Consider the following 13,099-nt stretch of genomic DNA (forward strand, 5'->3'; position numbering starts at 1 on the left):
TGGTGGCTGAAGGCGTAGGTGGTGTGGTAACTCCCTAATGGTTTTCAGCCACCTTTTTTTCAAGCGAATTTCTTATCCGCGATTCAGGTTAGTTTAGAGTCTGAGTTATTCAGACATCATCTCAACTGGAGCTAGCCAACTAAATTTCCATTTTTAGGATGTTTGATATGAGCCGGGTAACCTAGATATGAGACAACTTAAAATGATTTAGTCTTCTTGTCTAGGTTACTGTGAGCAGTCCGGTGTATTTATTTATATTTACCGATTTTTATTCTACTGTGAGTAATCACCAAGTTTAAGCACTGAATAAACCATTGGTTATAGGGCTATGCAACACGGCCTTTTAAAACTATATAAGAATGTTAAATCTCTTGAGTCATTATTCTAAATACAGATACCATATATTTTGTCAATCTATCTTGACAAAATGCAGCATGGTTATTCATTATGAAGCAATATCAATTTATATAAGATTTATTGATTTCTTTTGAGTTGAAATTGTATGACTATCACACGCCACCAAAAAATCTTTTTACAAAAGCAAAAGATCTTGGAGGTGACAGAGCAACTCTTGCTGGAAAATAACCAGGATATTGTTGTTGGTGATTTGGCTACAGCCCTCGACATTGCCAAGGGTACGATTTATAAGTATTTTCATAGTAAAAATCAGCTGTACCTAGAATTATTGATCATGAATGAAAAGCGTTTGCTTGATATTGCGAAAAATGATCAAACGGATGTGAAAAAAAGTATTACGACTTATATGCTTTATCATTTAGAAAATGCGAATAGAACCGTTTTGTTTCATAATATTGAAGAACGGATTACCAGTCAGGAAAGAGGCCTTAAACATAAATTTGAACAACTCTATGCAATACGCGAGCAACGTATTTTAGAGGTTAAGGATATTACGCTTGAGTTTCTAAAATCCTGTGGTAGTTCAATAGCTGTGCGCGATTATTTATCTTATGTTTGGACCATTACTCATGGTGCCTGCTTACTATTAAGTTCAACTTATTATCAAAAATCGGTGGGTGGGCGCACCGATTTAATGAACTTTTATATCAAACAGGCTTTGCATTTATAAATGGCTAGCGATCAATTAATCTTCTGGCCATTTTAATTCTAAAATTCGTCTTAGGTCCTGGACATTTTCAGCCCCAATATACTGTTTAAGTTCTTCTTCTGCTTTATTAATTTCAGCAATTGCAACGGACGCCATTTTTTGTCCTTCCACACTGAACTGTACCATTTTGACCCTTTTATCATTCGGGCTGTCAAGCAATTCCAGAAAACCCGAATGGATCCCTTCATTGACTAATTGATGTACCGCTTGCCGAGAAATTTTTAATCTGCGCGCTAATTCAGACATTGGTACAGGGGCATTACCTAAATAACTATAAAGCCTTGCCATTGAGGGTGTTACGTACCCATAGCCGTTTTTTTCAGCATTCTGCATTAAATGCTCTTCAATCCATTCAAGGCGGGTGCGTAGCAATACTCTGAGTGATTTCACAATTTTTTTTACGTTAAAAAAGCTTTGATCAATATAACAAAAATTTCAGTTTTATGACGCCTAATACCTTTGGCTAATTAAAATAAACGTCAATCTTACTTGACAATATATCCAGATCAAATTAATTTGTTTTCGCTAGGACAGCAAAACAAAAAGGGTACGTTGCATGGAACAACAACAAAATACACAGCGTAATGCTGTGATGACAATCTTGATCTGTTTCCTCATTGCATTTATTGAGGGAATTGATTTGCAATCTGCAGGAGTGGTCGCTGCTGGTGTGGGTGCTCACTTTGGCTTGGATAAATCCGCTTTAGGATTATTCTTTAGTGCCGCAATTTTAGGTTTATTACCCGGCGGGATTGTGGGTGGTCGTTTAGGTGACCGCATTGGCCGTAAAAAAGTTTTAATCATCTCAGTTACACTTTTTGGTTTATTTTCAATTCTGACGGCATGGGTAACCTCTTACTCAGGTCTGCTTTGCGCACGCTTTATGACAGGTGTTGGTTTGGGTGCAGCTTTGCCCAACCTGGTGGCATTGGCTTCAGAAGCAGTAAGTGAGAAAGCACGTGGTCGTGCCATTTCATTGATGTACTGTGGTATGCCTATAGGTGGTATTGCTGTGTCCTTATTAGCAAGTACATCATTGGCAACTGATTGGAAAGTAATTTTCTATGTTGGTGGAATTCTACCGTTGTTGGTCATTCCACTAATGATGCTGTTTTTACCAGAATCACGTGCATTCCTAGCAACCCAACAAAATACTAATCAAGTTGCAGCGACCAAATTCAGTGATTTATTCAACCAGTATTTCCGTATGCAAACACTCCTACTCTGGGTGGGCTATTTCTTCACCATGATGGTGGTGTATATGCTGCTGAACTGGTTGCCATCCTTACTCATGGAATTAGGCTTCAAGAAACAAGAAGCAACCATGGTGCAAATGTTCTTCTCGGTTGGTGCATTCATCGGCACGATTGTGCTCGGTATTTTAGTGGACCGCTGGAAAATGAAGAACGTCATTCTGTTGATGTATAGCGGCATTGTTATCGGTCTAGTGGCATTGAATAGCTTTGACACCGTGACAGCAATGTACTTTGCCGGTGCGCTTGTAGGATGTTTCACGATTGGTGGTCAAATGGTGTTGTATGCCTTGGGCAGCCAAGTGTATCCAACACAAATGCGTGGAACAGGTGTAGGAACAGCTATGACTGTTGGTCGTTTTGGTGCGATGACAGGCCCAGCACTGGCAGGTCAATTCTTGGCTATGGGTAGTGGGGCTACAGGACTGATTGCGACTTGTATCCCAGGCATCATTATTGCTGCAGTTCTGATCCTCATTTTATTGGGCACCATGCAAAAACGTGCCCAAGCACAAGCATAAAACCCGTGATGCAGTATTGAGTTTGGACTGGGTACTGCAGTTTTTTAAACGAATAAATGGAAGATGAGCATGAGTTCTGTAAATCAAATTCTGATTGAAAAACAAGGTCAAGTTGGCGTTGTCAATTTTCAAACTGAAAAATTAAATGTGCTCTCGCATGCACTACGTGCAGATTTGTATCAAGCGATCCAGCAATTGTTGGCAGATGCAGAGGTTGAATCAATCGTCCTGGCAGGTTCAAACAAGGCATTTAGTGCGGGTGCAGATATTGCCGAGTTTTCTGCAGGCACTCATCTTCAGTTTCCATCTTTGCATGATTTAGTACATTTGCTATCTGATGTAGATAAACCAGTGGTTGCTGCCATTTCAGGAACTGCTTTGGGTGGTGGGTTAGAGTTGGCACTGGCCTGTCATCATCGTGTGGTGCATGCCAAAGCACAGTTGGCATTGCCTGAAGTGCATTTAGGTTTGTTGCCAGGTGCAGCTGGTACGCAATTGTTACCGCGTTATATTGGAGCTGAAGTGGCATTGGATGCCATTTTAACCGGCAAGCCGCTCAAGCTTGCGTTACTTGCTGATACTCCATTACTAGATGTACTTACAGATGCAGATGCAAAACAAGCTGCCATAGAATTTGCAGTTACTGTTAAAAAAGCACCGCATATTAAACATATAACCTTGGAACTAAACGATGCTTTGGTAGAGCTTCTACAAGCCAAACGTGATGCTGCCGGAATTAAACCGCAAAATGTGGTACAGCACGCCATCATCAATGCGGTAGAGGCGGCAGTCACTTTAGATTTTGAGCAAGGTTTTGCCAAAGAGCAGGCATTGTTCCAGAGCTTGACCACATCCTCGGTATCTAAAAGCTTAAGACATGCCTTTTTTGCAGAACGTGAAGCGAAAAATATTCCAGATTTAAGTACAGATGCATGTGCTAAAAACATTGAAAAAGTTGCAGTTATTGGTGCTGGAACAATGGGGAGTGGTATCGCAATTTGTTTCTTGCAAGCAGGTTTCCCAGTCACCTTAATTGAAAATCAGCAAGCAGGGCTGGAGCGTGGTTTAAGCCTGATTCAAAAGCATTTTGCAGCTCAGGTCGCTAAAGGGCGTTTAACTGAAGAAAAAGCCCAAAGCATCCAAGCCAATTTAAGCACCAGCCTTGAATATTCAGCCCTTACACAGGTGGATTTGGCTCTAGAAGCCGTATTTGAGGATTGGGAGGTTAAAACATCTGTTCTCAAGCAAATGGATCAATATTTGCCACCGCATGCTGTATTGGCCAGTAATACCTCAACACTGGATTTAAATGTATTGGCAGAGCAAACCTCGCGTCCTGAATCGGTGGTTGGTTTGCATTTCTTTAGTCCAGCGCAAGTGATGCCACTGTTAGAAGTAATTCGTACTAACACAACAGATGACAGCACTTTGATGACGGCTTTAGAGATTGGCAAACGTTTACGCAAAGTTGCCGTGGTTGCCGGTGTCTGCGATGGGTTTATTGGCAACCGTATGCTGAATGAGTATTTGCGTATTGCAGGTTTACTGATTGATGCAGGTGCATCGCCATATCAAATTGATAGTGCTTTGGAAAACTGGGGCATGGCGATGGGACCATTCCGCATGTGTGATATGGCAGGCAATGACATTGGTTACCTGATCCGTAAACAGCAACTGAAAATTGATCCAAATAAAAAATTCTCTGGGATCGCTGACCAGCTGGTAGAAGCTAAACGCTTGGGGCAGAAAACCCAAAAGGGCTGGTATGACTATAGCCAGGGTAACCGCCGGGGTGAGCAGGATGCCGAAGTGTTGGCCATGATTGATGCCTACCGAGTTGAACGTGGCATTCAAGTGCAAAACTTTAGCGATGAAGAAATTGTGGCACGTTGTATTTATGCGTTAGCGAATGAAGGATTCCGCCTATTGGAAGAGGGAATTGCCTTACGTCAATCGGATATTGATGTGGTGTATCTGGCTGGTTATGGCTTCCCTCGCTGGCGTGGTGGTCCAATGTTCTACGCTACAGAGCAGGGCTTGGACAACATGATTGCGGCGATGCAACAGTTTGCCCAAGACCCAACAACGGATGCTTCATTCTGGCAAGCACCAGCTTTGCTCGCTCGATCAGCAGCTTAAAAAGATCAAAGGACAGATTAAAAAATCAAAGGATGTGGTGACTCCAGTAAATCTTGATAAGAGTTGGAGCACCCAGAGGGTAAATAAAAGATGAGCACATTACATTTTAATCATTGGCCACGTCATTTATCGAAACACTTGTCATATCCGCAGACCGGTTTGTACGAGCATCTAGCAACCAATGCCAAACGTTATCCAGACAAAGTGGCAGTGAATTATTATGGCAGCCAAGTGGATTATGCGACTTTAAATGAACGTGTGAACCGTTTTGCTGGTTATTTGCAGCAACAGGCGAATGTCCAAGCTGGTGACCGTGTCGTGATTAGCATGCAAAATAGTGTGTCGTTTATTGTGGCGTATTATGCCATTTTACGTTGCGATGCAGTGGTGGTACCGGTTAACCCAATGAATAAGGCATTGGAGCTGGAATGGTATGTCTCGGACACTGAAAGCAAAGTCGCGATTGTCGGGTCAGAACTGGTTGCTGAATTTGAAAGTTTGCTCGGCAAGACCTGTTTAGAAAAAATCATTGCCGCACGTTATGGTGATGACATTTTTACCCCAACAAAATTCGTTATTCCAGAAACGGTATTGCAAGCACCTGCAGTCACTGAAACTGCCTCTATCACCTATTTCCAAACTGCCTTACAGCATGCCGAAATTGAGACAGAAGCCACGCGCTCAGGTGAAGATCTCGCGGTAATTTTATATACCTCTGGTACAACTGCACACCCGAAAGGCTGCATGCTCAGTCACCGTGCTTTGGTCGCGCAAATTCTGACCCAAATTAACTGGAGTCCGTGGAATAACACGGCAAAAGTATTGTCAGTTACACCATTCTTCCATGTAACGGGCATGGTCAATGCCATGTGCCTACCGATTTGGCTGGGTGCAACGACTTATTTGATGACCCGTTGGGATCGGCTATGTGCGGCACAAGTAGTGGACTTACATGGTTTAACCCATTGGTGTTGTATTCCAACCATGGTGGTGGATTTGCTGGCTATGCCAGACGTCAATAAATTCAACTTTAAATCTTTCACTCATGTCTATGGTGGCGGGACAGGTATGCCACATGCGATTGCCCAGGACTTTGAAACCTTAACCGGAATCGAGTTTATCGAGGGCTGGGGTATGACCGAAATGGCAGCAGGGGTGCATTTAAATCCCTACGGTCGTGGCAAGCGTCAATGTTTGGGTGTGCCTCTTTTTGATGTGGATAGTCGAATCATAGATCCGGAAACTGGTGAAGAACTCGGTGTACGTCAAAGTGGTGAAATTATTTCCAATAGCCCATGCATGTTCAGCGGCTACTGGAAAAATCCTGAAGCAACCGAAACCTCGTTTATTGAACATGATGGTAAGCGCTTCTTTAAAACTGGTGATGTCGGCTACTTCGATGAAGAAGGTTATTTCTTTATGGCGGACCGGTTAAAACGCATGATCAATGTCTCGGGTTATAAGGTCTGGCCATCTGAAGTGGAAAGCATTCTTTATCAAAACGAAAAGATTTTAGAAAATTGCATTATCCCATGTAACAAAAATGACCGTGGTGAAAGCGTCAAAGCTGTGGTGGTCCTCAAGGCCAACCAGCACATGACTGAAAATGAATTAAGAAACTGGTGCCGTGACAATATGTCGGCTTACAAAGTGCCTAAAGTGGTGGAATTCACCACAGAACTCCCAAAAACCGCAAGTGGAAAAATTAACTGGCGTTTACTGCAAGACAAGGAAATGAGCGCATGAATAGCTACAAAGCCCCTTTAAATGATTTAAGCTTTATCTTCAATCATTTACTTGATCAAGAGCAATTGGCTCAACTTCCTGGACTCGAAGATTTAGGTGTTGATTTATACGAATCAATTTTGGATGAAGCTGGTAAGTTTGCAACCAATGTACTTGACCCTATTAATGCTAGCGGTGACCGTGAAGGCCTGAAAATTGCTGATGGTGTTGTCACTACACCAAAAGGCTTCAAAGAAGCATATGCACAGTATACGCAAGCGGGTTGGAATAATATCTCGCTGGATCCTGAATTTGGTGGTCAAGGTTTACCTTATATCCTGTCAACCGCAGTCAGTGAAATCATGATGGCAGCGAATAAGTCCTTTGTGATGTGTTCAGGTTTGACGGTTGGTACTATTGAAGCGATTAGCCATGCGGCAAGCGATGAATTAAAACAGAAATACTTGCCGAAACTGGTATCTGGTGAATGGGCTGGTACCATGAACTTGACTGAACCAGGGGCTGGTTCTGATGTAGGTGCTCTGAAAACTAAAGCGATTGACCAAGGTGATGGTACCTACCGCATTCATGGCCAAAAAATCTATATCACCTTTGGTGAGCATGATTTTACCGACAATATTATTCACTTGGTTTTAGCACGTTTGCCAGATGCACCTGAAGGTGTGCGTGGAATTTCACTGTTCCTGGTACCAAAATTCCTTGTGAATAACGACGGCTCTTTAGGCGAGCGTAATGATCTACGTTGTGTATCTATTGAACATAAACTCGGTATTCACGCCAGCCCAACGTGTGTCATGGCTTATGGTGACAATGAAGGTGCATTAGGTTATCTGGTTGGTGAGAAAAATAAAGGTTTGGCAGCTATGTTCGTGATGATGAACATGGCACGTTTAACCGTAGGTATGGAAGGCGTAGCATTGACTGACCGCTCTTATCAGGCGGCTTTAGACTATGCTCGTGAACGTGTGCAAGGTACTGATGTTGAAACGGGAAAGCCAGTTGCAATTATTGAGCATGCGGATGTACGTCGTCAGTTACTGAGCATGAAATCGAATGTTGAGGCGATGCGTGCTTTATCTTTATTTATTGCCCAAGCCCAAGACATCAGCTTCCGCCATCCAGATTCTGCAATACGTGCGCACAATCAAGGTCTGGTAGATTTACTGATTCCAGTCTTCAAAGCATGGGCAACTGAAACTGCACTAAAAACCACAACTACAGGCATTCAGGTACATGGTGGTTTAGGCTTCATTGAGGAAACTGGTGTTGCTCAGTACTTACGTGATGCGGTAATCAGCGTGATCTATGAAGGTACAACAGCGATTCAGGCAGCAGACTTGGTTGGGCGTAAAGTCGTAAAAGACCAAGGTAAAAACCTCGGTATCTTAATCGACCTAATGAAAAAATCACTAGTAGACATTCAAGCAAACCCTGAACTTGCTGATGTTGCAAAAGAATTTGCTGCAGCGATTGAAGTACTTTCTGAAAATAGTCAACACATTGCAGCTCAGTTTGTACAGTCAGCAAAGCAAGCATTGTCCGTATCTGTACCCTACTTAATGCTAACCGGTTTGGTGGTTGGTGCGTGGCAGCTGGCTCAAAGCGCTTTGAAAGCTGCTGAATTGCTTGCCGCAGGTGATGTCAACAGCAACTTTCTGAAAGGCAAAATCCAGACTGCACGTTTCTATCACAGTATGGTCTTGCCAGAAATTTATGGCCTGGCTTACAGCGTACAGCACGCAGGTATATCAGTAACGGCATTTGAAAATGCCTACTTTGGCGAGTAATCGATATGAGCTTTGATGTGCAAGCGTTTCTTGAAGACTTACAACCTCCTCCGATTCACCATTTTTTGCGCGGTAAGGTACTGAAAGTGGAGCAGGAAGAAGGCTGGAAAGTACGTTTAAGCTACCAACCGAATGCTGAATTTGCTAACCCCATGGGGCATGTGCAGGGTGGCATGATCTGTTCCATGTTGGATGATGCTATGGGGCTATTTGCCATTATTGCGCAAGAGGGAACACCTTCGGCAACCGTGACGATGAATGTGTCCTTCTTACGTCCCTGCAATATTGCAGAGGTAGAGGTTGAAGTGTACTTCGTCCGTCAGGGACGCAAAATTTCCAATATTGAAAGTATCGCTTATCAAAATGGGAAAGAAGTTGCGAAAGCTAGTGCTGCATTTATGTTGGTATAAAGCATAGCAGAGCATTTATCTCAATAAATGCTCTGCTTATTTAAATACATCAGGATGATGTTTATTAGAGTTCGATGGAGAGTGAGATGACGTATTACAACTACCCCAAATAATTCGGAAGTCGCCATCTAGGCCGTTTCCAAGCTGCTTTTGAAAACAATTTTTTTTAAATCTCTATTGATTCAATTCAATGGAAAAGGGAACTTTTGTCTAAGGAAAATGACAATGAAATACTTTATTTTAACTGCGCTATCTATTTCTACCACTTTACCAACCCTAACATTTGCTGATTTTGTGAATGACAGTAATGTCAGTCTTACCGCCCGAAACTTCTATTTGGATCGTAACTTTACTGACCCGGAGGTAACTCAGCCTGCAGCCAAACAATGGGTGCAAGGATTTATTTTGAATGCAAAATCAGGCTTTACCGAAGGAACTGTCGGTTTTGGTGCCGATTTGTACGCTGGTGCTGGTTTTAATTTATGGGGAAAAAAAGAATATTTGCCTGCAGTAAGTTTAACTCCTGCTAAGGGTAATGGTGATCCAGTGGATTCCTTTGGTGAAATTGGGGTCACAGGTAAAGCCAAAATTTCAGAGACTGAGCTCAAAGTCGGGACACTTTTCCCGGTGAATCCTGTATTGGTGGGTTCTCCAGCACGTCTACTTCCACAAACGTATCGTGGGGTAGCACTTGAGTCAAAAGATATAGATAACATCAAAGTTGAAGCAGGGTATGTCAATCGCGTGAATCATCGTGACTCGACAAATTGGGAAAAAATCCGTTTATCTGGCGCCAATATGAAATACAAATCGGTGGAAACTGATGGTCTCTACTATGTCGGCGGCTATTACTATTTACGTCCTGAAACGACCTTTGCCTTGTATCATGCCAATTTAGATGACGTATATGATCAATACACTTTCTGGGCTCGTAATACCCACCATTTTAATGAACGCTATAATTTATTTACCGATTTCCGCTATTTCAGAACTGTAGATTCTGGAGCCGAGCTTGCTGGGAATATTGACAATCACCATGGTAATTTTGTAGTTGCGTTAGGTGTGGACAATCATAAATTTACTACAGGCTATATTCATAACTCAGGTGATACTGGTTTTCCATATCTAAGCGGTGGCGAAGCCAATACTTATATTGATGCTTGGGCAACAGACTTTTTGAATCCAAATGAAAAAGCCTGGTCAGTCCGTTATGACTATGATTTTAAAGACCAAATACCAGGATTAAAGTTGATGACGCGCTATACAAAAGGCACGGAAATTGAGCTTAAGAATCTTAAACCAGGTGAAGAGCTTGAGGAACGAAAGTTTGGTGTAGAGGTGAGTTACCAATTCCAAAATACGCCACTCAAAGGTTTGTTTGTACGTTTACGTCATGAAGATTATAAAAATGACTTTGGTCCAAAGGCAACCTTTAAAAGTGCTAAAGAGCAACGTGTAAACATTGATTATACTTGGAAATTTTAAAATATTATTTTATAGCACTATAAAAAACGCTCTCAAAGGAGGGCGTTGATACAATAAAAATAAAGAATTTAATATTTAATGGTTTGTTAGTTATATGGGGGATAATTAAATAATAAGTTATATTTTTAAATAGCTCTTTTTAAGAATACTTTTATAATTATTGTTGTGTAATACCAGCTTCGGATAGCATCCAGTTTTCATATTCTATATGCCATTTTCTAAGTAAATCGATTGGCCGCACGGTGTAATGCTTCTCTTCGGTACCACTAGGTTTGTGTCCTGCAATTTGGGCAACGATACCACTAGGTAAAGATACCCATTCTGAAAGGGTCTTGAATGAACGCCGTAGTCCATGAATTGATAAGTCATCAATTCCTGCATTAGCTGCTGAAGTTTTAAGGCTTTTTGTTGGTTCTACTATATAGCCAGTGGATGATTTTTCAGAATAAAAAACGTATTCATTAAGCTTAGGTAAATTCAGAAGAAGATTTTTGATAAACGGAGTAAGAGGAATAATACGACCTTCATCATCAACCTTATCGACAATCTTCATTGTATTCCATTTTAAGTCTACGTCGTTCCATTTCAAGGTAGCAATCTCGTTACGCCTAGCACCTGTCATTAATGTAGTAAGAAGATATGCAGATATATATTGGTTTGGTAGAGAAAGTACTGCTTTGAAGAAAGCAGGTAACTGTTCTTTCTGTAAACAATCTTTTTTTGCTTTAGTTGATGTGACAGATTGCTTTACTGCTTTTGAATGGATGGATCTGTCAGGCAAAAGACCTGTATAAAGACTTTGTTCTTCAGCCCAATTAAGGCAAGCTCGTACTAGACGGTATGAAAGAGCAGCTGATGTAGGCCTAGTTTCATTTTCTTTGTCTAACCATTTTTTAAGGACGACACTGCTCAATTCACTTAAAGGAATATCTAAAAGGGCATATATAGGTTGTGGTTTTGATAAAGAACTTTTTTTCCCAATCTTGATTTCATTTTTCCCAGTTGCTAAGCGAATATGATCCTTATAAGTTCTTTCTCGCCAGCGAAATTTATTAGCTGCTAAATAATCTTCCCAAACATCTTTAAAGAGAAGTTTATTGCGTTTACTTTGTTTGATTTCCTGTTCATTTTTCGCAATGAGTTTCTTTTTCTCAAGTCTCGGATCAATTCCATTGGAACACATGATATCGAGCTCTTTAGCTTTTTGACGTGCTTGATCAATCGTACAGGTTGGAAATGAACCAATACTTATTTTGATGACTTTACCACCTAAACGAGATTGAAATAGAAACGACTTTTTAGAGGAGGTATAAGTTTTCAAGCCTAATCCTTTCACTAATTCATCCCAATAAATTACATAATCCTTTTCTGAAGGGCAGTTGCATTGTGTAAGTCGAGTTGTTGTAAATTTGAATGTTGTAGTTGTCATAAAAAAAAGGTAGCAAATAGGTAGCAGATAGAATCAATTTTAAGATTTTATTATCAACTCAAAAAAGATTGGTTGTTTTGGTAATTCTATGTATATCATTGAATTAAAGCAATATAGGAACTCTAATAAACGCTAATAAATATAGAGGAGTAAGAACTCATAATCCGTTGGTCGACAGTTCAAGTCTGTCTGGGCCCACCAAATAAATCAAGCACTTAAGAGCTATTCTCTTGAGTGCTTTTTTAATTCTAAATCCTATGTAAGCAGTCAAAAATAAATGGTGTAAGCAGGGTAGGCAATAAAAAAGTCTCATTAAGAAGCTTTTATTTCTTAGATAGTCAAAACTTACATATTCATATTATAGTCTTTATTTTTAATAACCTATTGTTTTAGATTGCTTTATTAATGTTTTTATAGAAACTAAAATTATTGATGGATTAAAATTTCTTGCTTTTGAAGATAGTCTCGCCTCTTTAGCACTTAAGTGAATTTTATTTTGTAATTTTCTTAAAAATTAGAGTTAAGTTATTTGAATTATCATAAAAATATGATAATAAATAACGGTGATCTTTTTTTGATCACTTTGGTGTTTCAGGATGAAATATCAGATTATAGAAGCTGAACTTAAAAAATAAACAATGATGGAGTTTAGAAAATGCTTCAATTACTTATGAAATTATTTTGCTTACATGTGTATGAGTATGAGCATATGGAAGAGATCGGAGAACATAAAGAATGCAGAAAGTGTGGCATCAATAAACCGCTTTAAATGAAACTATGGGGATCATTAAAAAGTGAGCTTCGGGCTCACTTTTTAGTTCTTAGAAACAATTGAAAAAAAGATTAAACTACCAATTTATACCTATTTGAAATTGTATCATGAGCATTGATTTTACTGCAGATACTTACATTGTCACTGATCAATTAGCAGACACTTTGGTCTGGTTAAGTCATCATCAGGATTGTTTTGATTCGTTCAGTTATGACACTTTTACTCAGGAGTTGGTGGTTTACCATGCCAATGGAGCAGATATCATTCGTCGGGGAAATTATTTAAATGCACGTTATGGCATGTTAATTACCTCGGGTTAAATAAAAAAAGCCCTAAAAGGCACTACTGTCCCATAGTTTGCTTTAAATAAAAAAACCTGAGTCTAAATAGTTAAAATATGAGTGCAAACAAACACTTTAACTATAAAGGAC

The 13,099-nt window shown here is 40.3% G+C and carries 10 protein-coding genes; 8 read left to right on the forward strand and 2 right to left on the reverse strand.

What is annotated here, in order from left to right; genetic code table 11:
* Positions 1–502: 502 nt before the first annotated feature.
* The gene (locus GTU69_RS16270; RefSeq protein WP_166172054.1) at positions 503–1,087 is read left to right on the forward strand and encodes a TetR/AcrR family transcriptional regulator; all 585 of its coding nucleotides are present in this window, start codon (positions 503–505) and stop codon (positions 1,085–1,087) included.
* Between the two features lie 15 nt (positions 1,088–1,102).
* On the opposite strand, the gene GTU69_RS16275 is transcribed toward GTU69_RS16270, so the two are convergent.
* Positions 1,103–1,459, reverse strand: coding sequence for a MarR family winged helix-turn-helix transcriptional regulator (locus GTU69_RS16275; protein WP_205683569.1), 357 nt, complete (start codon positions 1,457–1,459; stop codon positions 1,103–1,105).
* Between the two features lie 223 nt (positions 1,460–1,682).
* Between GTU69_RS16275 and mhpT the strand changes: the two genes are divergently transcribed.
* The 6 genes from mhpT to GTU69_RS16305 all read left to right on the forward strand — a co-directional run bounded on the left by mhpT (position 1,683) and on the right by GTU69_RS16305 (position 10,467).
* Positions 1,683–2,900, forward strand: a complete 1,218-nt coding sequence (gene mhpT, locus GTU69_RS16280; RefSeq protein ID WP_166172058.1) for a 3-(3-hydroxy-phenyl)propionate transporter MhpT — start codon at positions 1,683–1,685, stop codon at positions 2,898–2,900.
* 69 nt (positions 2,901–2,969) lie between these two features.
* Positions 2,970–5,039 carry a 3-hydroxyacyl-CoA dehydrogenase NAD-binding domain-containing protein gene (locus tag GTU69_RS16285; RefSeq protein ID WP_166172060.1) on the forward strand — a complete coding sequence of 690 codons (2,070 nt, stop codon included), beginning with the start codon at positions 2,970–2,972 and terminating at the stop codon, positions 5,037–5,039.
* A 90-nt stretch (positions 5,040–5,129) separates the two neighbouring features.
* On the forward strand, positions 5,130–6,785 hold the full coding sequence (locus tag GTU69_RS16290) for a long-chain-fatty-acid--CoA ligase (protein WP_166172062.1): 1,656 nt from the start codon (positions 5,130–5,132) through the stop codon (positions 6,783–6,785).
* Entirely contained in the window at positions 6,782–8,572 is a 1,791-nt protein-coding gene (locus GTU69_RS16295) for an acyl-CoA dehydrogenase (protein WP_166172064.1), read from the forward strand. The genes GTU69_RS16290 and GTU69_RS16295 overlap by 4 nt, the downstream gene beginning before the upstream one ends.
* A gap of 5 nt (positions 8,573–8,577) precedes the next feature.
* Positions 8,578–8,982 (forward strand): PaaI family thioesterase, encoded by a 405-nt coding sequence (locus GTU69_RS16300; protein WP_166172067.1) that lies wholly within the window; start codon positions 8,578–8,580, stop codon positions 8,980–8,982.
* 225 nt (positions 8,983–9,207) lie between these two features.
* Positions 9,208–10,467, forward strand: coding sequence for an OprD family outer membrane porin (locus GTU69_RS16305; protein WP_166172069.1), 1,260 nt, complete (start codon positions 9,208–9,210; stop codon positions 10,465–10,467).
* Between the two features lie 157 nt (positions 10,468–10,624).
* Here the strand turns inward: GTU69_RS16305 and GTU69_RS16310 are convergent, their stop codons facing one another.
* On the reverse strand, positions 10,625–11,896 hold the full coding sequence (locus tag GTU69_RS16310) for a tyrosine-type recombinase/integrase (protein ID WP_240921732.1): 1,272 nt from the start codon (positions 11,894–11,896) through the stop codon (positions 10,625–10,627).
* Between the two features lie 879 nt (positions 11,897–12,775).
* On the opposite strand from GTU69_RS16310, the gene GTU69_RS16315 reads away from it, so the two are divergent.
* On the forward strand, positions 12,776–12,988 hold the full coding sequence (locus tag GTU69_RS16315; protein WP_166172073.1) for a hypothetical protein: 213 nt from the start codon (positions 12,776–12,778) through the stop codon (positions 12,986–12,988).
* Positions 12,989–13,099 lie beyond the last annotated feature (111 nt).

The sequence above is a fragment of the Acinetobacter sp. SA01 genome, assembly GCF_011319235.1.
In the GTDB taxonomy this organism is placed as follows: domain Bacteria; phylum Pseudomonadota; class Gammaproteobacteria; order Pseudomonadales; family Moraxellaceae; genus Acinetobacter.

What these genes read in the sequence shown, in the direction of transcription:
- GTU69_RS16270 (WP_166172054.1), top strand. Translation starts at nt 503, where the DNA reads ATGACTATCACACGCCACCAAAAAATCTTTTTACAAAAGCAAAAGATC.
- GTU69_RS16275 (WP_205683569.1), bottom strand. Translation starts at nt 1,459, where the DNA reads ATGCAGAATGCTGAAAAAAACGGCTATGGGTACGTAACACCCTCAATG.
- mhpT (WP_166172058.1), top strand. Translation starts at nt 1,683, where the DNA reads ATGGAACAACAACAAAATACACAGCGTAATGCTGTGATGACAATCTTG.
- GTU69_RS16285 (WP_166172060.1), top strand. Translation starts at nt 2,970, where the DNA reads ATGAGTTCTGTAAATCAAATTCTGATTGAAAAACAAGGTCAAGTTGGC.
- GTU69_RS16290 (WP_166172062.1), top strand. Translation starts at nt 5,130, where the DNA reads ATGAGCACATTACATTTTAATCATTGGCCACGTCATTTATCGAAACAC.
- GTU69_RS16295 (WP_166172064.1), top strand. Translation starts at nt 6,782, where the DNA reads ATGAATAGCTACAAAGCCCCTTTAAATGATTTAAGCTTTATCTTCAAT.
- GTU69_RS16300 (WP_166172067.1), top strand. Translation starts at nt 8,578, where the DNA reads ATGAGCTTTGATGTGCAAGCGTTTCTTGAAGACTTACAACCTCCTCCG.
- GTU69_RS16305 (WP_166172069.1), top strand. Translation starts at nt 9,208, where the DNA reads ATGAAATACTTTATTTTAACTGCGCTATCTATTTCTACCACTTTACCA.
- GTU69_RS16310 (WP_240921732.1), bottom strand. Translation starts at nt 11,896, where the DNA reads ATGACAACTACAACATTCAAATTTACAACAACTCGACTTACACAATGC.
- GTU69_RS16315 (WP_166172073.1), top strand. Translation starts at nt 12,776, where the DNA reads ATGAGCATTGATTTTACTGCAGATACTTACATTGTCACTGATCAATTA.